Genomic DNA, 22768 nt, shown 5'->3' on the forward strand with positions numbered 1-22768 from the left:
GAGATGGCCACGGCACCACGTCCCCGCACCAGCACCCGCGACCCCGAGGAACTCGCCCGGCGCGTCACCGCCTGGCTCGGCACCCGGCTGCCCGGCGCCAAGGCCGTCGGCATCACCGTCCCGGCCTCCAACGGCATGTCCAGCGAGACCCTGCTGTTCGACATCGAGCACCCCGAACCGCCGGTGCGCTCCTGCGTGTTGCGCCTCGCGGCGGACCCGGCGGCGTACACCGTCTTCCCCGAGTACGACATGGCCCGCCAGTACCGCACCCTGCGGCTCGTCGCCGACCGCAGCGACCTTCCGGTGCCCCGGGTGCTGTGGCTGGAGGAGGACCCGGAACCGCTCGGGGCGCCGTTCTTCGTGATGGAGAAGGCCGCAGGCCGGGTGCCTCCCGACGTCATGCCGTACACCTACGAGGGCAGTTGGCTGCACGCGGCGAGCGACGCCGAGCGCGAGCACCTGGAGGCGGCCACGGTCGCCCTGCTCGCCCGGCTGCACGACCAGGTCCCGCCCCGGGAGGCCGGGTTCCTGGCGCTGCCGGGCGAAGGGGACGCCCTGCGCCGGCATGTGACGGCCCAGCGGGCCTACTACCACTGGGTGGTCGACGGACTCGCGCCCTCACCGCTGATCGAGGCCGCGTTCGACCGCCTGGAGGAGCTGTGGCCGAACGAGCCCGGCCCGCCCGTCCTCAACTGGGGCGACGCGCGCATCGGGAACGTCGTCTACGACGGCTTCGACCCCGTCGCCGTCCTGGACTGGGAGATGGCGGCCCCGGCCCCGCGCGAGGTGGACCTCGGCTGGACCGTCTACCTGCACCGCTTCTTCCAGGACCTCACGGTCGCCTCGGGGCAGCGCGGCCTGCCGGACCTCCTGCGCCGCGACCGCGTCGAGGCCCGCTACGCGCGCCTGACCGGGCACACCCCGCAGGACATGGACTTCTACACCCTCTACGCCGCCCTGCGGCACGCGATCGTCATGCTGCGCATCGCCTACCGCCAGGCCCACTTCGGTGAAGTCGCGCTGCCGGCGGACCCGGACGCGCTGATCCTGCACCACGACAGTCTGCGCGCCATGGTGCAGGGCACCTACTGGGACTGAGGCCCGCCCGTCCGCAGGGGCTCAGGCGGCTTCGCGGCTCGCCGGCACGCGCAGCGGGCGCGAGCCCGGGCCGCCGACGTGCGAGAAGGGCTGCGTCCGCCAGTCCAGACCCTGGGGGAGCGTCAGCAGCAGGGCGGTGTCCTGCTCCTGCGGGGTGAAGGACTCGTCCGCGGGGACGGCCTCGACCGCCCGGCGGCCCGTGCCCGCACAGACCGTGAGACCGAACGGGTTCCACGGCGAGGCGCACAGCGCGTGCTCCGGCAGGATCTCCTCGTCCGCCAGCAGCGCGATCGGCTGCGCGCAGTCCGGGCAGATCACCCGGTACATCTCGAAGGTGTCGTAGGCATCGAGCTCGTCGGCCTCGTAGGCGTCGGGTTCGACGCCCTCCGGCTCGGGTTCGACGGCCGGTTGCTGGCGCTTGGACGCGGAACGACCAGGGCGCTTGAGACTCTGCATGGGATTCTCCCCCTAAGGCTGGGCCGTGAAGGCACTGCGGCCTCGACCACAGCAAGCACTTCCCGTCCGCTCTCGGCGGTAATCACGAGAACATCACGGAGCGCGTCCGAGCGCTGTGGCGTTCGTCACATGCCGCCCGCAGATGCCCCGTGCGCTGCGCCTTTGTCCGGGGCCGGGCGGCCCCGCGTCCCCGCGAGAGTCGGCAGCAGGCTTGCATGTACATCACAAACCGGGTGTGACCTGCGTTGCTCGGGTATCCGAGGAGATCACGCGCACTGTAGGTTTTGGCGCCATGGAGGAGCTGGACCGTCAAATCGTGCAGCTGCTCGTCAAGGACGGGCGGATGAGCTACACAGACCTGGGCAAGGCCACGGGTCTGTCCACCTCGGCCGTGCACCAGCGGGTGCGCCGGCTCGAACAGCGTGGCGTCATCCGCGGGTACGCCGCGGTCGTCGACCCCGAGGCGATCGGGCTGCCGCTCACCGCGTTCATCTCGGTGAAACCCTTCGATCCCAGCGCGCCCGACGACATCTCGGACCGCCTGGCCGGCGTCCCCGAGATCGAGGCGTGCCACAGCGTCGCCGGCGATGAGAACTACATCCTCAAGGTGCGTGTGGCCACCCCGCACGAACTGGAGGAACTGCTCGCCCGGCTGCGCTCCCTGGCCGGGGTCTCCACCCGCACCACGGTCGTGCTCTCGACCCCGTACGAGGCGCGTCCCCCGAAGATCTGAACCGGACGCCCCGATGCCCGGTGCCCTGCGCGAACGCGAGAGACTGTCGGGCATGAGTGAGCAGTCCGCCGACCCCCAGACCGTCCTCCTGCGCCGCGGAGAGGTCCACAGCCCCGCCGACCCCTTCGCCACCGCGATGGTGGTGGAGCGCGGCCAGGTCGCCTGGGTCGGCTCCGAGGGAGCCGCCGACGCCTTCGCCGACGGCGTGGACGAGGTCGTCGACCTCGACGGAGCCCTGGTCACCCCGGCCTTCACCGACGCCCATGTGCACACCACCGCCACGGGCCTCGCCCTGAGCGGCCTCGACCTGTCCGACGCCCCGTCCCTGGAGGCGGCCCTCGCCCTCGTGCGCGACTTCGCCGCCGCCCGCCCGGACGACCGCGTCCTGCTCGGACACGGCTGGGACGCCGCCCGCTGGCCCGGCGGCCGCCCGCCCACGCGCGCGGAACTCGACGCGGCCACCGGCGGCCGTCCGCTCTACCTCTCCCGCATCGACGTCCACTCGGCGGTCGTCACCACGGCCCTGCTGGGCCTCGTGCCTGGCGTCGGCCCGGTGGACGGCCCGCTGACCGCCGACGCCCACCACGCCGTCCGCAAGGCCGCTCTGGGCGCCATCACCCCCGCCCAGCGCGCCGAGGCGCAGCGCACCGCCCTCGCTCACGCCGCCTCCCTGGGCATCGGCTCCGTGCACGAGTGCGGCGGCCCGCAGATCTCCTCCGAGGACGACTTCACGGACCTGCTGAAGCTCGCCGGCGAGGTGCCGGGACCGCGCGTGATCGGCTACTGGGCGGAACAGGCCGACGAAGGCGTGGCGAAGGCCCGCGCCCTGGGCGCCCACGGCGCCGCCGGCGACCTCTTCGTGGACGGCGCCCTCGGCTCGCACACCGCCTGCCTGCACCGGCCGTACGCCGACGCGGGCCACACCGGCACCGCCTACCTCGACGCCGCAGCCGTCGCCACCCATGTCGCCCTCTGCACCGAGGCGGGGCTCCAGGCGGGCTTCCACGCCATCGGCGACGCCGCTGTCGAGGCGGTGGTGGAGGGCGTACGTGCCGCCGCCGAGAAGGTCGGCCTCGCCCGCGTACGGGCCACCCGGCACCGTGTCGAACACGCCGAGATGCTCACCCCCGAAGCGGTCGCCGCCTTCGCCGAGCTGGGCCTGATCGCCTCCGTCCAGCCCGCCTTCGACGCCCTGTGGGGCGGCGAGGACGGTATGTACGCCCGGCGTCTGGGCGCCGAGCGAGCCCGCACCCTCAACCCCTTCGCCGCCCTGCTGCGGGCCGGTGTGCCGCTCGCCTTCGGCTCCGACAGCCCGGTCACTCCGCTCGATCCCTGGGGCACGGTCCGCGCCGCCGCCTTCCATCACACCCCGGAGCACCGTGTCTCGGTGCGCGCCGCCTTCACCGCCCATACGCGCGGCGGCTGGCGGGCCGTCGGCCGTGACGACGCGGGCGTCCTGGTGCCGGGTGCGCCCGCAGACTACGCCGTCTGGCGAACCGACGAACTGGTCGTCCAGGCCCCAGACGACCGCGTCGCCCGCTGGTCGACCGACCCCCGCTCCGGCACCCCCGGCCTGCCCGACCTGACCCCCGGCCGTGACCTGCCCGTCTGCCTGCGTACCGTGGTGGGCGGACGGACGGTGTTCGTACGCCCGGGCGAGTGATCTCCCGGGGTGGCGCGGTGGTGATCACGTCCGGCCGCCGCGTCGCCCGACCTGCGCATCCTCTGGGATCGACGCTCCGGGATGTGTGTCGGTGCAGGTCAGGAGGCTGTTGACAGTCGGCGGCCGGGGGCCGGTAGGTTCGGCCGAGTCCACCACCGGACGCCCGACCGGGGAGCGTTCGTGCAACTCGTCGCAGCGCCGCTGGGTCAGGGACGGTGTGCCGCACCGGGGCACCGCCACTGGGAGCCAGGCTCAGCGCCCGCGCCGGCGGGGGACGTTTTACCGGTCGGCAAGGTGTGACCCGGGTGGGGCCCGGACGCTCAGTAGACAACGGCTTTCGGTCGACCCGCAGCCAGCGGGTCCCAGGTCGGCCCGAAGGGCGCCGGGCCCCCATCCGCCGCGGACGAACGTGCCCAAAAGAACGGTCTTACCCCACTCTTGTGGAATAGACACCAGCGTACGAACGTGCAGGGCGCGTCATCGCAGGCTGCGGCCATTAAGGTTGGACGCCTGCGTACGACCAGAAGGGGCAGCAGTGAACGACGGCGACGGGACCCATGCGGCCAAGGCCCAGGGGAGGCAGTACGGTCCGCTCGGCACGGCCTTGGTGATCATCCCGACCTACAACGAGGCGGAGAACATCAAGACCATCGTCGGCCGGGTGCGCAGGGCCGTCCCCGAGGCGCATGTACTGGTGGCGGACGACAACAGCCCGGACGGCACGGGCAAGCTCGCCGACGAGCTGGCCGCGGAGGACAGCCAGGTCCAGGTACTGCACCGCAAGGGCAAGGAGGGCCTGGGCGCCGCCTACCTGGCGGGCTTCCGCTGGGGCATCGAGCGCGACTACGGCGTGCTGGTGGAGATGGACGCCGACGGCTCCCACCAGCCCGAGGAACTGCCCCGCCTGCTCACCGCCCTCAAGGGTGCCGACCTGGTGCTCGGCTCCCGCTGGGTGCCCGGCGGCCGGGTGGTCAACTGGCCCAAGTCCCGCGAGTTCATCTCCCGCGGCGGCAGCCTCTACTCCCGCCTCGCCCTGGACCTGCCGCTGCGCGACATCACCGGCGGCTACCGCGCCTTCCGCCGCGAGACCCTGGAGGGCCTGGGCCTGAGCGAGGTCGCCTCGCAGGGCTACTGCTTCCAGGTCGACCTGGCCCGCCGCGCGGTCAAGGCCGGCTACCACGTGGTCGAGGTCCCCATCACCTTCGTCGAGCGCGAGCTCGGCGACTCCAAGATGAGCCGCGACATCCTCGTCGAGGCGCTGTGGCGGGTCACCGCCTGGGGCTTCGGGGACCGCGTCGGCAAGCTCACCGGCAAGAGCAAGCGGGCCTGACCCCGCCTGGACGGCTGCGGCCGCGCGACCCTTATCCCGCGCTGAGCCGCGTCCAGGCACACTGGGACCATGACGACTGGCGTTTCCCCCGCTCCGCCCACCACCCGGCCCCGGCGCTCCCGGCTGCGCAGGTACCTGCCGCTGGGGCTCGCCGCATGGCTGGTGCTGGAGATCTGGCTGCTGACCCAGGTCGCGGGCGTGGCGGGCGGTCCGACCGTGTTCCTGCTCCTGGTGGCGGGCGTCGTCGGCGGATCCGTGGTCATCAAGAGGGCTGGGCGCCGTGCCTTCCAGAGCCTGAACGAGGCCTTGCAGCAGGGCGGCTCGCCGTCCGGTGGCGGCGGCAAGGGCAACGGCTGGATGATGCTGGGCGGCCTGCTGCTGATCATTCCGGGCCTGATCTCCGACGTGGCGGGCCTGCTCCTGCTGCTCCCGCCGGTCCAGAAGGCCGTGAGCCGCTCGGCGGAGAGTGTCCTGGACAGGAGGCTGCGCCGGTCCGCGTCCGGCAGCCTCGGCGACGCCTTCCAGCAGGCCCGCATCCACCGCCCCGACGGCAAGGTCGTCCAGGGCGAGGTGATCAGGGAGGAGGGGCCGGAGCCGGAGAAGCAGCGGCCGCCCCTGACCCCCTGAGGCCGGCACCGAGCCCCGCCGACCCGCGCGTCCCGCCCGATGCCGGGGGACGACGGAGACCGAGCGACGACGGCGGCCCGGCCGCTTGGAAGCCCCGGAGGCCGCCCGCGAGATCCAGCCCGTCCGGCGTTCGAGGGCGAGGCCTCCGGGCCGGAACGGCTCTGAGAGCGGCCTCCAGGGCCGGCCACCCCCGCACAGCCGCACCCGGGAACAGAGGCATCGGAAGGCACCCGCCCCCCCCGAGGCCGCACCCTCACTGCCCCGGAACACAACACCGCGGGCGCCGTACGCGACTTCACGTACGGCGCCCGCGGTGATTACGTGCGCTGTGTCTCCGGCCCAGTCCCGCCGGGACTATGCGGACTTGCGGCTGTCCCTCGGGTGAACAGCGATGTTCATCGCCCCCGAGCGCAGAACCGCCAGGCGCTCCTCAAGGACCTCTTCGAGCTCCTCACGGGTGCGCCGCTCCATCAGCATGTCCCAATGGGTACGCGCGGGCTTGGCCTTCTTCTCTTCCGGGCCGTCGCCGTCTACCAGGAGTGCCGGGGCCCCGCAGACCTTGCACTCCCACTCCGGCGGAATTTCCGCCTCGACCGAGAAGGGCATCTCGAATCGATGACCCTTCTCACATGCGTACTCCACGGCCTGGCGCGGAGCCAGGTCGATGCCGCGGTCCGTCTCGTAGCTGGTCACCACGAGGCGCGTACCGCGAAGAGCTCGCTCACTCATGAATCGTGCCTCCCGGGCTTGTCGCCCACAGGACAGGTGTCGCTGTCGTCGTCATCCGGTCAACGTCCGGTCGGCGGTAAAGATTCCCGTTCCGGGTCCCGTTCCGGGTCATGCGTCGCCGTCGTAGCCGCCCCTTGTTCTACCCACAGGCGCCCGGTTTGTCACATCTGCTAGCAGATGTCACCCAGCGTTTCGGCATCTTTGACGCGCAGTAACGGTCCGCCTGGCAGGCCAAACGCGTACACTACCGCCCTTTCGCGCCGAGTGCTAAATCGCCGCTAGATCATTTCCGGAACGGGGTTGCCCGCCTCGCCGATCGCGCGCCGCACCGGGACCCGGGCGAGCAGGGCGAAGCCGATGACGAAGAAGGCCACCAGCGAGATGATCGCGGAGCGATAACTTCCGGTCAGCTGGTAGGTCACCCCGAACAACAGCGGGCCGAGCCAGCTCATCCCGCGGTCGCTCATCTCGTACGCCGAGAAGTACTCGGCCTCCTTGCCCGGCGGCACCAGATGCGAGAACAGCGACCGGGACAGCGCCTGGCTGCCGCCGAGGACCAGCCCGATCCCGGAGGCCAGCACGAAGAACCACACCGGTGCCCCGGCGGGCAGGAAGTACCCGGCCGCCAGCGTGACCGTCCAGGCCACCAGCGAACCGAGGATCGTCCGCTTGGCCCCGTGGGTCCGGGCCAGCCGGCCCATCGCCAGCGCCCCCGCCACGGCCAGCACCTGCACCAGCAGCACCGCCCCGATGAGCGTCGACTGGCCGAGGCCCAGCTCCTGGGAGCCGTAGATGGAGGCCTGGGAGATGACCGTCTGGATGCCGTCGTTGTAGACGAGGTACGCCAGCAGGAAGGCGAGCGTCAGCGGATACCGGCGCATGTCCCGGGCGGTCTCCACGAGCTGCCGCAGCCCGGGTGCGGTGGCGCGCTCCACGCGCGTGTGCCGGTCGCGCAGCCGCCGCAGCGGTACGAGGGTGAAGGCTCCCCACCACAGTCCGGCCGAGGCCAGGCAGACCCGGACCGCGGCCGTCTCGGAGAGGCCGAAGGAGTCGTGCGCCGAGTACAGGACGAGATTGGCCACCAGGACCAGCGAGCCCGCCCCGTAGCCGAAGGCCCAGCCCCGGGAGGAGATCGCGTCGCGCTCCTCGGGCGGGGCGATCTGTGGCAGGTAGGAGTTGTAGAGCATCATCCCGACCGACTGCGCCGCGTTGGCCACGATGAGCAGCAGCCCGCCCAGCAGATACCGGTCGCCGTCCAGGAAGAACATGCCCGTCGTCGCGGCCGCCCCCGTGTACGCCGCCGCTCCCAGCAGCGGCTTCTTGCGCCCCGTGCGGTCGGCCGCACTGCCCACCAGGGGCATGATCACGACGGCCAGGATCACCGACAGGGAGACCGAGTAGGCGAAGAAGGAGCCCGCCCGCACCGGGATGCCCAGGGGGTGCACATAGCCGTCCGCGTCCGCCGCCTTCTCGGCGACGGCTGTGAGATAGGGACCGAGGAACACGGTCAGGACGCTTGTCGAATAGACCGAGCACGCCCAGTCGTAGACGTACCAGCCGCGCTGTTCGCGCCGCAGTGCGGCGGCCTCGTCGGCCGCCTGTATCTGCACGGTGTCGGTGCCCACCCGTGCCCTCGCTTCCCCGCTGGGTGCCGCGCGGAGGCGTGGCCCGGGCGGTCCGGGCCTCAGACCCAGACGCCCCGCTCCTCCATGACCTTGCGCAGCATGTCGATGTGATCGGTCATGATGCCATCGACGCCCAGGTCCAGGAGGCGGTGCATCCGCTCCGGTTCGTTGATGGTCCACACGTGCACCTGCAGTCCGAGCGCATGGGCGGCCCGCACGAAGCGCTGGTCGACCACCGGGACGCCCGACTGGGCCTCGGGCACCTGCGCGGCGACCGCGGAGCGGCGCACCGCGGCGGGCAGTCCCCACGAGCGCAGCCGCAGGCTGAGAACTCCGCGGGTACCGAACGAGGTGGCCAGCCGCGGCCCGGCCAGCCGCTGGGCCCGCAGCACCCGCGCCTCGGAGAAGGAGCCCACACAGACCCGGTCCCAGGCGTCGGTGCGCTCGATCAGCTCCAGGAAGGGCCGCAGCGCCGGTTCCGCCTTGATGTCCACGTTCCAGCGGACCTCGGGGAAGGTCTCCAGCAGTTCCTCGAAGAGGGGGACGGGTTCCTGCCCGCCCACGCGCGCGTGCCGTACGTCCTCCCACGGCAGGTCGGCGATGCGGCCGGCCCCGTCGGTGACCCGGTCCAGCGTCGAGTCGTGGAAGGCGACGAGCGTGCCGTCAGCCGTCGCGTGCACGTCGGTCTCGATGTACCGGTAGCCCGTTTCCACCGCGCGCCGGAACTGCGCCACGGTGTTCTCCAGCCCGTCTGCCGCCCCGCCGCGATGGGCGAAGGCGATGGGGCCGGGATGGTCGAGATAAGGGTGGCGTATCGCGGTGGTCACGGACGCAGTATGGCGCCTTCCGGTTGCCCCGTGGCAACGACTGTGCTGCGCTCCGGTGCCGAGGGGGCGGCGAACATGCGCAGGAAGAACTGGGCGAGCGGCCCGATGGACAGCGCGTACAGGACGGTCCCGACCCCCACGCTGCCGCCGAGGGCGAAGCCGGTCGCGACGACGGCGACCTCGACCGCCGTGCGGATCTGCCGGATCGAGTGGCCCGTGCGGCGGTGCAGTCCGGTCATCAGGCCGTCGCGCGGGCCCGGCCCGAAGGCTGCGGAGATGTACAGGCCGGTCGCCATGCCGTTGAGCACGACGCCCGCGAGGAGGAGCGGCACACGGACCGCCAGGGAGCGCGCCTCCGGGAGCGCGGCCAGGGTGGCGTCCATCGCGAAGCCGATCACCAGGACGTTGGAGACGGTGCCGAGCCCGGGGCGCTGCCGCAGCGGAATCCACAGCAGCAGGACGGCCGCGCCCACGATCGTCAGCACCAGGCCCATGCTGAGCCCGGTGAGTTCGGCGAGCCCTTGGTGCAGCACGTTCCAGGGTTCGAGCCCGAGACCTGCCCGGACCAGGAGAGCGGAACTCGCGCCGTACAGCGCGAGCCCCGTGTACAGCTGGAACAAGCGGCGTCCGAGTCGGCTCGGAGTGGACACGAGATACCCCCCTGGGTGGTGGCGGTGGCCTGATGCGTGACACTCTGTGGCTTGGGACGAAATCCGATCCATGGCCAATTCGGGGAAGGTGGACTGATCGTCATGGCGCAGTGGACCTCAGCGATGGGGGCCGCCCAGCTGGCCCGGCTCCTGAACTCCCAGCAGGAACGCCCGGCCGGCCCCGGCACCCGCCGCCCGCCCGCCTACCGCGCCCTCGCCGACGGCGTCCGGCTGCTGGTGCTCGAAGGGCGCGTCCCCGTGGCGGCCCGCCTTCCCGCCGAGCGTGAACTCGCCCTCGCCCTCTCCGTCAGCCGCACCACGGTCGCCGCCGCCTACGAGGCGCTGCGCACGGAGGGCTTCCTGGAGTCCCGGCGCGGCGCGGGCAGCTGGACCGCCGTACCGGCGGGCAACCCGCTTCCCGCGCGCGGCCTGGAACCGCTGCCCCCGGAGGCGCTCGGCTCGGTGATCGACCTGGGCTGTGCCTCGCTGCCGGCTCCCGAGCCGTGGCTCACCCGTGCCGTCCAGGGCGCGCTGGAAGAGCTGCCTCCCTACGCCCACACGCACGGCGACTATCCGGCCGGGCTGCCGGCCCTCCGCTCGATGATCGCCGAGCGCTACACCGCGCGTGGGATTCCCACGATGCCCGAGCAGATCATGGTGACGACCGGGGCGATGGGCGCCATCGACGCGATCTGTCACCTGTTCGCGGGCCGTGGTGAACGCATCGCCGTCGAGTCGCCGTCCTACGCCAACATCCTCCAGCTGATGCGGGAGGCGGGTGCGCGGCTCGTGCCCGTCGCGATGGCCGAGGGGCTGACCGGCTGGGACCTGGACCGCTGGCGTCAGGTCCTGCGCGAGGCCGCGCCCCGCCTCGCCTACGTCGTCGCCGACTTCCACAACCCGACCGGGGCGCTCGCCGACGAGGACCAGCGGCGCCGGCTGGTGGACGCGGCCCGCTCGGCGGGGACCGTCCTCGTCGCCGACGAGACGATGCACGAGCTGTGGCTCGACGAGGAGCTCGGGGACGCCGGAATGCCGCGTCAGGTCTGCGGCTTCGACCCGGCCGGCTCCACCGTCATCACGGTCGGTTCGGCGAGCAAGGCGTTCTGGGCCGGCATGCGGATCGGCTGGGTGCGGGCGGCCCCGGACGTGATCCGCAGCCTGGTCGCGGCCCGCGCGTATGCGGACCTCGGCACCCCGGTCCTGGAGCAGCTGGCCGTGAACTGGCTGTTCAGCACGGGAGGCTGGGAGCAGGCGGTCGACCTGCGACGCGCTCAGGCCCGGGAGAACCGCGACGCCCTGGTGGCCGCGGTACGCCGTGAACTGCCCGGCTGGGAGTTCGAGGTCCCCCGCGGCGGGCTGACCCTGTGGGTCCGCGCGGGCGGCCTGTCGGGATCGAGGCTGGCCGAGGCGGGGGAGCGGGTCGGTGTCCGTGTCCCTTCGGGGCCCCGCTTCGGCGTGGACGGCGCCTTCGAGGGCTACGTGCGGCTCCCGTTCACGGTCGGCGGAGCGGTCGCCGAGGAGGCGGCGGTGAGGCTGGCGGCAGCGGCCCGCCTCGTGGAGTCGGGGGCGGCGACCGGGGGCGCGGAGGCGCCGCGGACGTTCGTGGCGTAAGGCCCGCACGCGCGGGTGGCGGCCCCGTCGACCGGCCCAGGTGCCCGGCCCCGGTGCCGGGTCGCTCAGGTGCTCTCGGCCGTCACGGCCTGCGCGGGCAGCGTTTCGGTCTCGACCGCGGTCGCGGCTTCGGCCTCGCCCGCGGTCGCCCGCGGCGGCAGCAGCCCCAGCACGGCCTGCCGGTCCGCCTCGCTGGTCGCATCGTCGTACGGGTCCGGCGTCGACGGCACCTGGAGCCGGTGCACCGCACCGGACCCCAGCCGGGCGTAGCCCCGTCCCGGAGGCATCTGGGCCAGCGGCGTCGTGTGCGGCGGCACTCCCAGCACCGCGGCCACCTGCCCGGGCGTCGCGGGCCCCAGGACGACCCGCGCCCGCGTGTGCTGCCGCACCACGTCGCTCAGGACGTCCGTGCTGTCGAACTGCTCGGCCACGGCCACGGTCACGTTCGCCGCACGGCCGTGCCGCAGCGGCACCTGGAGCAGCGTCTGCGGATCCCTGCGCTCGTCCGCCGCGGCGAGGTGGGTGAAGACGGTCGGGCGGTCCAGGAGGATCCACAGCGGCCGCCGGGTGTCCTCGGGCGGCGGATCGCCCGCCTGCCGCGCCCGGTTGACGGCGACCAGCCGCCGCTCGGTCTCCTGCGCGGCCCACTCCAGGCTGGCCAGCGCCCCGGTCGGCGCACACTCCACGGCCAGCACGCCGTCCCGGCCGATCAGACAGGCGTACTCACCGGTGCCGCCGCCGTCGACGATCAGGACGTCGCCGTACCGCAGGGCCTGCAGGGCGATCGAGCGCAGCAGGGTCGAGGTGCCGCTGCCGGGGTGGCCCATGGCCAGCAGGTGCGGCTCGGTGGAGCGCAGGCCCGTCCGCCAGACGACCGGCGGTACGTCGCAGTGTTCCTCCCCGTAGGAGAGGGGGAGTGTGCGCTGCACCTCGCTCGGATCGGTGAAGCCGAGGACGGTCTCGCCCGGCGCGGTGACGAAGTGCTGGGCGGCGATGCCGGTGGGGAGCGGGGCGAGGGCGGTGACCGTCAGCCGGTTGCCCTCCTCGTCCCATTCGAAGTGGTACTCGCGGCCCCGCCCGGCCTTCGTGGTGAGCAGATGCTCGATCCGCGCGCGGGCCTCGGGCTCCCCGTCGGGGAAGTACGCGGGGTAGCGGATCACGAGGTGGCCCACGCGCCCGGCGTCGTTGAACTCGTGCTCGGCGAAGGCCTTTTCCCACTCCCCGCCGTGCGCGTACAGCGGTGCCGGATCCTCGGCGGTGGAGAAGTACGGCACCAGGGCCTCGTACAGGGACCGCAGCCGCTCGGTCTGCGACTCGTCCGGACCTTCGGGCGCCGGTGGTGTGCGGTCGCGGCCGTGCCAGGCGGCCGCCGCCATCACGGTGATGGCGGCGAGCAGCGGCCCGTACGGCATCAACGACACGACCAGGATCACGGAGGCCGTCAGGAACAGCAGCGGCCCGCGCTTGTCCTTGGGTGTCTCGGCCCATTTGCTCCGGGCGACCGAGGCCAGCCGGCGCAGCCCGCGCGAGATGGTGATCAGCGGGTGGAGGACGTCGGTGGCGCTGTCGGCCGCCGTCCGGGCCAGCTCCCGGCTCCGGGCGATCTGCATCCGGGCGATCTGCGCGCTGTCTTTGCTCAGAATGCGGGGGAGAGGGCGCCGGGCCACTGCTGTCTCCTGGTGGTGCGTACGGGCGGGACGGGCGGCGTCAGAACTTGATGCCGCCGAGGAGGCTTGCCAGGCTCTCGCCGCCCGCCTTGATGCTGGGGGCGATGCCCGTGCTGGCCAGGTAGAAGCCGAAGAGGGCCGACGTGCACGCGTGCGTGCCCTTGAGGCCGTCCTTGCGGAAGAAGAGGAAGACGACTACGCCGAGGAGCATGACGCCTGAGATGGAGAGGATCATTTGAGGTCTCCTGGTGTCGGGAGGGGGACAGTCACCATGAGTACTTCCAGGATCACAGGATGTGTCTATACGATAAAAGGTGCAACCGGGTGAAGACCGGCACATTTCCCCCGAACGGCGGAGCCGGGCATGGTCCGGTGGGGCAGGGCGCTTGCGTCCCGCGGGCTCTGCAGTGATCTTTACCTCGGGCACAACGGGTCATGTGAGGCATGAGCCAGTACCCTTGCGATTCACCTGAACGGTTGTAATGAGAGGCGGTCCGGTCCATGAGTGAAGCCCCCGACCCCGAGGTCGTGGAGCTGGCGACCAAGATCTTCGATCTGGCCCGGCAGGGGCGGACGGAGGACCTGGTGGCGTACGTCGACGCGGGCGTTCCGGCCAACCTCACCAACGACCGTGGCGACTCGCTCGTGATGCTCGCCGCCTATCACGGTCACGCCGACGCGGTACGCGCCCTGCTCGCCCGGGGTGCGGAGGCGGACCGCATCAACGACCGAGGCCAGACCCCGCTCGCGGGCGCGGTCTTCAAGGGTGAGACCGAAGTGATCAAGGCCCTCCTGGAGGGCGGCGCCGACCCGGCCGCGGGTACTCCCTCGGCCGTGGACACGGCGCGCATGTTCGCCAAGACGGAACTTCTGGAACTGTTCGGCGCGCAGTGATGCATCCATCCTGACCAGGTACGACACGGAAAACGGGGGAGGCGGTACAGGGCCGCCGGAAATACGGTCGCGGCAGCACACACCGCGGGTCATCATGACGACGTGATTCACGGACGCGATGGCCGGGCAGGTGTTGCCGCACCGCGCGGGCCGTGATGCGGTCCGCATGGGCCACCGACGAGAGGCAGAGAGAGATGGTCTACAGCAAGCAAGAGACGGCGGGCGCTCCGACGTTGTGTCACGCGGCCAGGTAGTGCATGTTCCCCGGTTGCGTCGACGCTTGATGTGAGGCTGTTTCCCATGTTCGATCCGGTCATAGCGCCCAGCGGTACGCTGCTCGGGCTGCTCCAGCGCGGCCGTGGCGACGGCACGCTGCACGCGCTCACCGCCCCGCGCGCCGAAGCGCTCGCGGCCCTGAACCACTGCGTTCTCCGCGACCCCCGCCACGACTGGCAGGTGGAGAACCGCTCCCTGTACTACGCCCGGCTCTACCTCGACCTGAACGGCGAGCTGGACGCCATCGAGGCGCATCTGTTCGACCCCGAGGACGTCCTCGACTCCGAGGAGTCCCGTACCGGCCTCGCCCTGGCCGTCCTCGGACACCTCGCCTCCTACGGCAGGCGGGACGCGCTCGAACTGCTGCGCAGGTACGCCGCCCACGGCTCCAACTGGGCCTGGGCCCTGGACGAGCTGGCCCTCAGGGACGACGACGCGGGCCTGCGCGCCCTCGCCGCCCCCGTCCTGGCCCGTTTCGCCACCGATCCCGAGGGCGAGGCCGAGCTGGCCGTCGCCGTGCGCGACGCCTTCGAGCCGAGGCCCTGGCGGCTGTGGGCCGAAGATGCGCGCGAATCGATCGCCACGCGTGTGCGTGCCGCGCAGGAGACCGGCTGTTTCGACCGCTGGCAGCGCCAGATGCGGCCCACCGGGCCCCGCCCGGGGTGGAGCGTACGAGCCGTCTTCGAGTGGGCCCAGCAGGGCATCGAACGCGGCGCCGCCCTCCATGTGCCGGCCGCCCGCTGTCTGGGCGCCGTGGCCGGCCCCGAGGACCGTCCGGAGATCCTCCAGGCCGCCAGGACCGGCACGGACGGCGCCCGCTGCACCGCACTGCGCTATCTCGCCGACAGCAACGACCCCGACGCCCTCGATCTGATCGAGGCCGCCGTCGCCGACGGGGCGACGTTCGTCGTCGAGGCCGCCGTCGACGCCTTCGAGCGGATGCGCAGCATCGCCGCCGTCGACCGCGCGCGTGGCTGGGCCCAGCGCCCCGACACCCTCGGCGCCGCCGCCGGACGCATGCTGGCCTGCCGCGGCGGAGCCCAGGACCGCGATCTGGTCCTCGGCGCCCTGCGCGAGGCCGTTCGCGGCGAGGGCCCCGACGCACCCACCCTGTGGACCCTGGTCGACGGCACCGGACGGCTCGGCATCACCTGCGCCGCCCCCGTCCTGCGCCACATCTACCGGGAGACGGCCTCCTCCCACCTGCGCGGACGTGCCGCCCGCGCCCTGGCCTCCACCGATCCCTCCTTCGCCACCGGCTTCGCCGTCGAATGCCTGTGGGACTGCGAGGAGACCACCCGCGAGATCGCCGCCCGGCACGCCGAGACCGGTGACGCCCGGGTCGTCGAGCGCCTGCGCCGCCTCGCCGCCGACCCGGCCGAGGAGGACGAGGTGCAGACGGCGGTCCGCAGTCGCATCGGCCCGGACGCCGGGACCATGTGACCTCACCGGCACCGTCGCGCACGGACGGGACGGGCGGGAGACCGCCCGTCGGGTGAACGCGGGGTGACCCGGAGGTCAGCCGGTCATGACGGCCGTCTGACCTGCTCGGGTGTGCAGGCCAACGCTCATGGGACGTTCCCCCACCGGAAAGATCGACGTTGACGCGGCCACGTCCTGCGCGGCGACAACTCCCGTATGCGTGTCGTCATCGTGACCGAATCCTTTCCCCCCGATGTGAACGGCGTTGCTCACTGCGCGCTCCAGACTGCCCGGCACCTCGTGGATCGCGGCCACCTCCCGCTCGTCGTCGCCCCGGCCCCCGCGCCCGGCACCAAGGCCGACGCCCTCGAGGCGCCGTGTCCCGTCGTCCGTGTCCCCTCCCTCCCGCTCCCCGGCTACCCCCAGGTGCGCGTCGCGCTGCCCAGCCGGCGCCTGGCCGCGGCGCTCACCGAGCACCGTGCCGACGTTGTTCACCTGGCAAGTCCCTTCGTCCTCGGCGTCCGCGGCATGGCGGCCGCCGCCCGGCTCGGCATCCCCGCCGTCGCCGTCTACCAGACCGACCTGGCGGGCTACGCCCGCACCTACATGGGTGCCGGCGAGGCGGCCGCCTGGCGCCGGATCCGCTCCGTGCACTCCGCCGCCGACCGCACCCTGGCACCGTCCAGCGCTGCCATGAACGACCTGGAGACGCATGGCGTGCCCCGCGTACGGCTGTGGCAGCGGGGCGTGGACACCGTCCGTTTTCGGCCGGACCACCGTGACGATGCGGTGCGCCGTGAGCTCGCCCCGAACGGCGAGCTGATCGTCGGCTACGTCGGCCGGCTCGCCCCCGAGAAGCACGTCGAACTCCTCGCCGGAGTCTGCGGCCTGGACGGCGTACGGGTCGTGGTCGTGGGCGACGGGCCCAGCCACGCGCACCTCACCGAGGCCCTGCCCGGCGCGGTCTTCCTCGGCCGCCGCACCGGCGACGAGCTCGCCCGGATCTTCGCCTCTCTGGACGTGTTCGCGCACACCGGTCCCTTCGAGACCTTCTGCCAGACCGTCCAGGAGGCCATGGCCAGTGGGGTCCCGGTGGTCGCCCCCGCCGCCGGCGGTCCGCTCGACCTGGTCGACCACGGCCGCACCGGGCTGCTCGTCCCGCCGCGCGACGCGGACGCCGTGCGGGAGGCCGTGCGCACCCTGGCCGCCGACGCCGGCCTGCGGACCGCGTACGGTGCCGCCGCGCGGGCCACGGTCGAGGGCCGTACCTGGGCCGCCGTCGGTGACCAGCTGATCGCGCACTACGAAGACGTGCTCGCGGCACGCAGGACGGCGGTGGCGGTATGACCGGCACTCCGCTGCGCATCGTGCGGCTCGCCAACTTCGTCGCCCCGTCCTCCGGAGGCCTGCGCACCGCCCTGCGCGAACTGGGCCGGGGCTTCCTCGCCGCGGGCCACGAGCCGGTGCTCGTCGTGCCGGGCGAGCGGTACACCGACCGCGACACCGAGCAGGGCCGGGTCATCACGCTGCCCGGACCGCTGCTGCCCGGCACGGGCGGCTACCGCGTCCTGACCGACAAGCGGCGCGTCGCCGCGCTCCTGGAGGAGCTGGCCCCCGACCGCCTGGAGGTCTCGGACCGTACGACCCTGCGCTGGACCGGCCGCTGGGCCCGGCGCGCCCGGGTGCCCGCCGTGATGGTCTCCCACGAGACCGCCGACGGCGTGCTGCGCACCTGGGGCCTGTCCGAGAACCTCTCCCGCCGGGCCGCCGACGCCCTCAACACCCGTACCGCGCACGTCTACTCGCGCATCGTGTGCACCACGGAGTTCGCCGAGCGCGAGTTCGTCCGCATCGGGGCGCGCAACGTCGTGCGCGCTCCTTTGGGGGTCGACCTGATGGAACGGCATCCCACGCTGCGCGACGAGCGGATGCGCGCCCTGCACGCGCGCGTGCCCGAGGCACTGCTCGTGATGTGCTCCCGATTGTCGGTGGAGAAGCGGCCCGGCACGGCCCTGGACGCCCTGGAGGCCCTGCTGCGGCGCGGGCGGCAGGCCGTGCTGGTGGTGGCCGGGGACGGTCCGCTGCGCATACGGCTGGAGCAGCGTGCGCGCGAGCGCGGGCTACCGGTGACCTTCCTGGGGCACGTCTCCGACCGGTCCGTGCTGGGCGCCCTCCAGGCGTCCGCCGACGTGTGCCTGGCCCCGGGGCCGGCCGAGACCTTCGGCCTGGCCGCACTGGAGGCCATGGCGTGTGGGACGCCCGTGGTGGCGAGCGCGTCGTCCGCGCTGTCCGAGGTGATCGGGTCCGCGGGCGCGACGGCGTCCGACCGCGGGGAGGCGTTCGCGGACGCCGTGGAACTCCTCCTGTCGCGCCCCGAGCACGAGCGGCGGGAGGCCGCACGCGCGCGTGCGGAGTGTTTCGGGTGGGCGGCGGCCGTGGAGGCCTTCCTCGCGGCCCACGACGCGGAGGTGCTCCGGCGCGACGCCACCCAGGCCCGTCCCGCCGCCCGGGAGGGCGTGGCATGAGAGCCGTCCGCTTCGTGGCCCTCGGCGACTCGCTGACCGAGGGCGTGGGCGATCCCGTCGGGGACGGCTGGCGGGGCTGGGCCGCGCTGCTGGCCGGCGGCCTCGCACCGGACCCCGAGAGCGTGGAGTTCACCAATCTCGCCGTCAGCGGCGCGCAGACGCGGGACGTGATGGAGCGGCAGACCCCCGCCGGACTCGCGCTCCACCCCGACCTGGTGGCCGTGGTCATCGGCGTCAACGACACCCTGCGCGCCACCTTCGACATCCACGCCGTCGCCGCCCGGCTCGACCAGGTGTACGCGGCCTTCACCAGGCAGGGGGCGACCCTGCTCACCGCCTGTCTGCCCGATCCCGGCGCGATGCTGCGGCTCCCGGCCGCTCTGGCCCGTCCGCTGGCCCGCAGGCAGCGGGCCGTCAACGCGGTGGTCCATGCGCTGTCCGACCGGTACGGCGCCGTCCACCTGCACGCCTCGGAGGGCGCATGGCTCACCGATCGCGACTTGTGGAGCGCGGACCGGCTGCACCCGGGCGAGCGCGGTCACCGGCAGCTGGCCGTCCGCTTCCACGGCCTGCTCACACAGGCGGGGATGGGGACGGGCGCGATGCCGTCCGCCGAACCGCAGTTCCCCGCCCCGACGCGGTCGGCGAGCCTGCTGTGGCTGGCCACCGCGGGCACCGCCTGGGTGGTCAGGCGGTGCAAGGACCTGCTGCCGCAGCTGCTCCAGCTGGCCGCCGACGAGATGAGGCACCGCGCTCGGGGCACCAGCGCGCGCCTCGACGTGCGCGCCAGTGCCGCGGTGTCCGCGGCACTGGCCGCCCTGCCGGTGGCCGGGCCGCCGCGGGCAGCTCCTGACGACGCCGAGGCTCAGCGGCGCCGTACGGCCACGAACCTGACGGTGGTGCCCGGCACCGCCTGTGCGGCGGCGGACAGATCGGCCGCGCGGACCACGGCGATCACCGGGTAGCCCCCGGTGGTCGGGTGGTCGGCCAGGAAGACCACGGGACGCCCGTCCGGCGGGACCTGGACCGCGCCGAGCACCATGCCCTCGCTCGGCAGTTCACCGGGCCGGGCCCGCTCCAGGGCGGGTCCCTCCGTCCGCAGGCCGATCCGGTTGCTCGCCGGGGACACCCGGTACGCGCGCGTGGTGAGGTCCCGGACCGAGCGCGCCGTGAACCAGTCGTCCCGCGGCCCCAGGGCCACCCGGAGCACCAGCTCGTCCGGCGGCCGCGGCTGCGGGACGACGTCCACGCGCGCGGCAGGACCCGCCGGGGTGCCGAGCGGCAGCACCGTGCCGTCCGCGAGCGGCGCCGGGCCCAGACCGGACAGCAGGTCGGTGGCGCGGCTGCCGAGGACCGGCTCGACGGCGATGCCGCCGTGGACGGCCACGTAGGAGCGCACCCCGGCCACGGCCGTTCCCACCTCCAGCACTTCACCGGCCGGTACCAGCACCGGGGCGCCCCACGCCGCCGGGCGGCCGCCCACCCGCACCGGGCACGGCGCGCCCCCGACCGCCACGGTCACGCGGGAACGCGGGCGCAGCGCACAGCCGTTGAGCGTGGTCTCCAGGACGGCCGCGTCCGGCGGATTGCCGGCCAGCCGGTTGACCAGGGCCGCCGCCTGCGGGTCGAGCGCCCCGGAGCGGGGCACGCCGAGGTGCGCGTACCCGGGCCGCCCGCGGTCCTGCACGGTGGTCAGGGCCCCGGCCCGCACGACGACGAGCGCACGGTCGGTCATGCGTCCTGCGGGGGAACGTGCCGCGTGCACGGTCGGACGGTCATGCACCCTCCATCGGTACGAAGCGCACGCGCGTGCCCGGTGAGAGCAGCGCGGCCGGTTCCCGCGCGTGGTCCCACAGCACCGCCTCCGTCGTGCCGATCAGCTGCCAGCCGCCCGGCGAGGAACGCGGGTACACGCCCGTGTACGGCCCCGCCAGCGCCACGGCACCGGCCGGGACGGCCGTGCGGGGAGTGGCCCGGCGCGGGACGCCGTACCGGGCGGGCAGCCCGGTGAGATAGCCGAAGCCGGGCGCGAACCCGCAGAAGGCCACCGTGAACTCGGTGCCCGCGTGGATCCGGGCCACGTCGCGCTCGGACACCTGCCACTGGGCGGCGACCCCGGCGAGGTCCGGACCGTCGTAGCGCACTGGCAGCTCGATCGACTCACGCGCGCGCGGGCGAGCGGGAGGCAGGTGCGAAGAGGCCAGTTCGGATGCCCAGCGGGCCGGATCGGCCAGGCCGTCGAGCAGGACCGTGCGCGCCGCCGGAACGATCTCGCGGACGGCCAGGGAGCCCTCGGCGCGCAGGCGCAGCAGCCCCTCGTGCAGGGCCTGCGCCTGCGCACCCGAGGAGACCTCCACGAGCAGTGCGTCCTCGCCGACCTGCAACACCCTCATACGAAGGCCTCCACCCGCACGCCCGACGCCACCAGCTGCTCGCGCACCCGGCGGGCCAGTTCCACCGCGCCGGGCGTGTCGCCGTGCAGACACAGCGAGCGGGCGCGCATCCGGATGCGCGCGCCGGAGTGCGCGACCACCGTGCCGAAGCGTGCGAGGCTCACGGAACGCTCCACGACCGCGTCCGGGTCGGTCACCACGGCACCGTCCCGGCCGCGCGGCACCAGGGTGCCCTCGTCGGTGTAGGCGCGGTCGGCGAACGCCTCCGGGACGGCGGGCAGGCCCGCCTTCCCGGCCAGCTCCAGCAGGCGTGAGCCGGGCAGGCCCAGGACCGGCAGCGAGGCGTCCGCCAGGAGCACGCCGTCGACCACCGCGTGCGCCTGCTCCTCGTCGTGCACGACCCGGTTGTAGAGCGCGCCGTGCGGTTTGACGTACGCCACGCGCGCGCCGGCCGCGCGGGCGAACACCTCCAGGGCGCCGATCTGGTAGGCCACTTCGGCCGCCAGCTCGGCGGGCGGCACGTCCATCGCGCGGCGCCCGAAGCCGGCGAGGTCCCGGTAGGAGACCTGCGCGCCGATCGTCACCCCCCGCCCGACGGCGAGCTCGCACACCCGGCGCATGGTGGCCGCGTCCCCGGCGTGGAATCCGCAGGCCACGTTGGCGCTGGTGACGACGGACAGCAGTTGTTCGTCGTCGGTCAGCCGCCAGCGGCCGAAGCCCTCGCCGAGGTCGGCGTTGAGATCGATCACAGTCACGGTCCGGGTGTCCGGCCGCCACGCGCGCGCGTGCGCGTCGACGCGTGCCACGGGCCGGTCGCCGCCGGTGCGGTCCGCGCGCATCACGCGAGTTCCTTCCCGCGCGTCTCCGGCAGCCCGAGCAGCGCCAGCGCGGCCACGCCGTAGCCGATCGCGCCGAAGACCAGCGCGCCGCCCACGCCCCAGCTGTCGGCCAGGAAGCCCACCAGGGTGGGGAAGACCGCGCCCACCGCGCGCCCCGTGTTGTAGGTGAAGCCCTGCCCGGTGCCGCGCACCGCCGTCGGGTACAGCTCGCTCAGGTAGGAGCCGAAGCCGCTGAAGATCGCCGACATGCAGAAGCCCAGCGGGAAACCGAGCACCAGCAGCAGGGTGTCGGCGCCGTGCGGGATGTTCGTGTAGGCCAGGATGCAGACCGCCGACAGCAGCGCGAACAGCCAGATGGTGGGGCGCCGGCCCAGCCGGTCGGTCAGGTGGCCGCCGGTCAGGTAACCGAGGAAGGCACCGGAGATCAGGAAGGCCAGATAGCCGCCGGTGCCGACGACGGACAGTCCGCGCTCCGTCTTCAGGTACGTCGGCACCCAGGTCGCCAGCGTGTAGTACCCGCCCTGCACGCCCGTGGACAGCAGCCCCGCGAAGACCGTCGTGCGCAGCAGACCCGGATCGCCGTCCGAGGCGGGGCGGAAGATCGCGGTGAACGAGCCGCGCCGCGGGCTCTGTTCGCGGGCCGCCGTCGCCTCGGGTGCGTCGTGCACCCGGCGGCGCACCCACACCACGAGGAGCGCGGGCAGGGCTCCGGTCCAGAACATGATGCGCCAGGCCAGGTCGTCGCCCGCGAAGGAGAAGACCACCGTGTAGACGATCGCGGCCAGCGCCCAGCCGACCGCCCAGGAACTCTGGATCGCGCCGAGGGTGCGGCCCCGGTGCCGGGCGCTCGCGTACTCGGCGACGAGGATCGCCCCGACCGCCCACTCGCCGCCGAAGCCGAGGCCCTGCAGGGCACGGAAGACCAGCAGCATCTCGTAGTTCGGTGCGAAGCCGCAGGCCACGGTGAAGACGGCGTAGGTGATCACCGTGATCATCAGGGCCCGCACCCGGCCCACGCGGTCCGCCACCACACCCGCCGCGGCACCGCCGACCGCCGAGACCACCAGCGTGACGGTGGTGAACAGACCGGTCTGGCCGCTGTCCAGGCCGAAGTACGCCGAGAGCGCCACCATGCTCAGCGGCAGCGTGAAGTAGTCGTAGGAATCAAGGGCGTATCCGCCGAAAGCGCCGGCGAAGGCGCGCCGGCCGTTCGGGCCGAGGGCCCGCAGCCAGCCGAACGCGCCGTCCTCGGCGGTGCGTTCGTCGTGTGCCGGTCGTGTGCCGGAGGCGGCGGAGCGTGGCGGAGGGGTCGTGCTCATGGGCACCTCGCAGAGAGAGGGACGGAGGGTGCGGAGAACTGAGCAGTGCCGTGCGGAAGCCGTACCGTGCGGAGTACCGTA

The 22768-nt window shown here is 73.3% G+C and carries 22 protein-coding genes; 11 read left to right on the plus strand and 11 right to left on the minus strand.

Annotated features, from left to right (window positions below; all coding sequences use genetic code 11):
- The first annotated feature begins 3 nt into the window (after positions 1 to 3).
- Positions 4 to 1098: a phosphotransferase gene (locus ACFZCP_RS15665; protein ID WP_391427573.1), complete on the plus strand. Its 1095-nt coding sequence runs from the start codon at positions 4 to 6 to the stop codon at positions 1096 to 1098.
- Positions 1099 to 1119: 21 nt separating this feature from the next.
- Here ACFZCP_RS15665 and ACFZCP_RS15670 read toward each other — a convergent pair whose 3' ends face one another.
- Positions 1120 to 1554, minus strand: coding sequence for a hypothetical protein (locus tag ACFZCP_RS15670; protein WP_391427574.1), 435 nt, complete (start codon positions 1552 to 1554; stop codon positions 1120 to 1122).
- 292 nt (positions 1555 to 1846) lie between these two features.
- Between ACFZCP_RS15670 and ACFZCP_RS15675 the strand changes: the two genes are divergently transcribed.
- The 4 genes from ACFZCP_RS15675 to fxsA all read left to right on the plus strand — a co-directional run bounded on the left by ACFZCP_RS15675 (position 1847) and on the right by fxsA (position 5907).
- Positions 1847 to 2287, plus strand: coding sequence for an Lrp/AsnC family transcriptional regulator (locus tag ACFZCP_RS15675; RefSeq protein WP_361120354.1), 441 nt, complete (start codon positions 1847 to 1849; stop codon positions 2285 to 2287).
- Positions 2288 to 2339: 52 nt separating this feature from the next.
- Entirely contained in the window at positions 2340 to 3950 is a 1611-nt protein-coding gene (locus ACFZCP_RS15680) for an amidohydrolase family protein (protein ID WP_391427575.1), read from the plus strand.
- A gap of 535 nt (positions 3951 to 4485) precedes the next feature.
- Positions 4486 to 5280, plus strand: a complete 795-nt coding sequence (locus ACFZCP_RS15685; RefSeq protein WP_391427576.1) for a glycosyltransferase — start codon at positions 4486 to 4488, stop codon at positions 5278 to 5280.
- A gap of 69 nt (positions 5281 to 5349) precedes the next feature.
- On the plus strand, positions 5350 to 5907 hold the full coding sequence (gene fxsA, locus ACFZCP_RS15690) for an FxsA family membrane protein (protein WP_391427577.1): 558 nt from the start codon (positions 5350 to 5352) through the stop codon (positions 5905 to 5907).
- Between the two features lie 354 nt (positions 5908 to 6261).
- Here the strand turns inward: fxsA and ACFZCP_RS15695 are convergent, their stop codons facing one another.
- The 4 genes from ACFZCP_RS15695 to ACFZCP_RS15710 all read right to left on the minus strand — a co-directional run bounded on the left by ACFZCP_RS15695 (position 6262) and on the right by ACFZCP_RS15710 (position 9738).
- Positions 6262 to 6636, minus strand: a complete 375-nt coding sequence (locus ACFZCP_RS15695) for an RNA polymerase-binding protein RbpA (protein ID WP_009187548.1) — start codon at positions 6634 to 6636, stop codon at positions 6262 to 6264.
- Positions 6637 to 6914: 278 nt separating this feature from the next.
- Entirely contained in the window at positions 6915 to 8261 is a 1347-nt protein-coding gene (locus ACFZCP_RS15700) for an MFS transporter (protein WP_391427578.1), read from the minus strand.
- A gap of 59 nt (positions 8262 to 8320) precedes the next feature.
- Positions 8321 to 9088 (minus strand): glycerophosphodiester phosphodiesterase family protein, encoded by a 768-nt coding sequence (locus ACFZCP_RS15705; protein WP_391427579.1) that lies wholly within the window; start codon positions 9086 to 9088, stop codon positions 8321 to 8323.
- Positions 9085 to 9738 carry a YitT family protein gene (locus ACFZCP_RS15710; protein ID WP_391427580.1) on the minus strand — a complete coding sequence of 218 codons (654 nt, stop codon included), beginning with the start codon at positions 9736 to 9738 and terminating at the stop codon, positions 9085 to 9087. Before ACFZCP_RS15710 ends, ACFZCP_RS15705 begins: the two co-directional genes overlap by 4 nt.
- A gap of 102 nt (positions 9739 to 9840) precedes the next feature.
- On the opposite strand from ACFZCP_RS15710, the gene ACFZCP_RS15715 reads away from it, so the two are divergent.
- Positions 9841 to 11352 carry an aminotransferase class I/II-fold pyridoxal phosphate-dependent enzyme gene (locus tag ACFZCP_RS15715; protein ID WP_391427581.1) on the plus strand — a complete coding sequence of 504 codons (1512 nt, stop codon included), beginning with the start codon at positions 9841 to 9843 and terminating at the stop codon, positions 11350 to 11352.
- 65 nt (positions 11353 to 11417) lie between these two features.
- Here ACFZCP_RS15715 and ACFZCP_RS15720 read toward each other — a convergent pair whose 3' ends face one another.
- Positions 11418 to 13019 carry an ABC transporter ATP-binding protein gene (locus ACFZCP_RS15720; RefSeq protein WP_391427582.1) on the minus strand — a complete coding sequence of 534 codons (1602 nt, stop codon included), beginning with the start codon at positions 13017 to 13019 and terminating at the stop codon, positions 11418 to 11420.
- A gap of 40 nt (positions 13020 to 13059) precedes the next feature.
- A complete protein-coding gene (locus tag ACFZCP_RS15725; RefSeq protein ID WP_361120379.1) occupies positions 13060 to 13254 on the minus strand; it encodes a hypothetical protein in 195 nt (64 codons plus the stop codon).
- 266 nt (positions 13255 to 13520) lie between these two features.
- Between ACFZCP_RS15725 and ACFZCP_RS15730 the strand changes: the two genes are divergently transcribed.
- The 5 genes from ACFZCP_RS15730 to ACFZCP_RS15750 all read left to right on the plus strand — a co-directional run bounded on the left by ACFZCP_RS15730 (position 13521) and on the right by ACFZCP_RS15750 (position 19101).
- Positions 13521 to 13913, plus strand: coding sequence for an ankyrin repeat domain-containing protein (locus ACFZCP_RS15730; protein WP_391427583.1), 393 nt, complete (start codon positions 13521 to 13523; stop codon positions 13911 to 13913).
- 300 nt (positions 13914 to 14213) lie between these two features.
- Positions 14214 to 15632 carry a HEAT repeat domain-containing protein gene (locus ACFZCP_RS15735; protein WP_391427584.1) on the plus strand — a complete coding sequence of 473 codons (1419 nt, stop codon included), beginning with the start codon at positions 14214 to 14216 and terminating at the stop codon, positions 15630 to 15632.
- A 195-nt stretch (positions 15633 to 15827) separates the two neighbouring features.
- Complete coding sequence (locus tag ACFZCP_RS15740) at positions 15828 to 16958, plus strand: glycosyltransferase (protein WP_391427585.1); 1131 nt, start codon at positions 15828 to 15830, stop codon at positions 16956 to 16958.
- Positions 16955 to 18136, plus strand: a complete 1182-nt coding sequence (locus ACFZCP_RS15745; RefSeq protein WP_391427586.1) for a glycosyltransferase — start codon at positions 16955 to 16957, stop codon at positions 18134 to 18136. The genes ACFZCP_RS15740 and ACFZCP_RS15745 overlap by 4 nt, the downstream gene beginning before the upstream one ends.
- Entirely contained in the window at positions 18133 to 19101 is a 969-nt protein-coding gene (locus ACFZCP_RS15750) for a GDSL-type esterase/lipase family protein (RefSeq protein ID WP_391427587.1), read from the plus strand. The genes ACFZCP_RS15745 and ACFZCP_RS15750 overlap by 4 nt, the downstream gene beginning before the upstream one ends.
- On the opposite strand, the gene ACFZCP_RS15755 is transcribed toward ACFZCP_RS15750, so the two are convergent.
- The 4 genes from ACFZCP_RS15755 to ACFZCP_RS15770 form a co-directional block, all read right to left on the minus strand.
- Positions 19002 to 19871, minus strand: coding sequence for a 5-oxoprolinase/urea amidolyase family protein (locus ACFZCP_RS15755; RefSeq protein WP_391427588.1), 870 nt, complete (start codon positions 19869 to 19871; stop codon positions 19002 to 19004). The genes ACFZCP_RS15750 and ACFZCP_RS15755 overlap by 100 nt on opposite strands.
- 40 nt (positions 19872 to 19911) lie before the next feature.
- Positions 19912 to 20529 (minus strand): carboxyltransferase domain-containing protein, encoded by a 618-nt coding sequence (locus ACFZCP_RS15760; protein WP_391427589.1) that lies wholly within the window; start codon positions 20527 to 20529, stop codon positions 19912 to 19914.
- On the minus strand, positions 20526 to 21284 hold the full coding sequence (locus tag ACFZCP_RS15765; protein ID WP_391427618.1) for a 5-oxoprolinase subunit PxpA: 759 nt from the start codon (positions 21282 to 21284) through the stop codon (positions 20526 to 20528). The genes ACFZCP_RS15760 and ACFZCP_RS15765 overlap by 4 nt, the downstream gene beginning before the upstream one ends.
- A gap of 83 nt (positions 21285 to 21367) precedes the next feature.
- Positions 21368 to 22687: an MFS transporter gene (locus ACFZCP_RS15770; protein ID WP_391427590.1), complete on the minus strand. Its 1320-nt coding sequence runs from the start codon at positions 22685 to 22687 to the stop codon at positions 21368 to 21370.
- Positions 22688 to 22768: the final 81 nt, after the last annotated feature.

It is taken from the genome of Streptomyces sp. NPDC007971 (assembly GCF_042958635.1).
Taxonomy (GTDB): Bacteria; Actinomycetota; Actinomycetes; order Streptomycetales; family Streptomycetaceae; genus Streptomyces.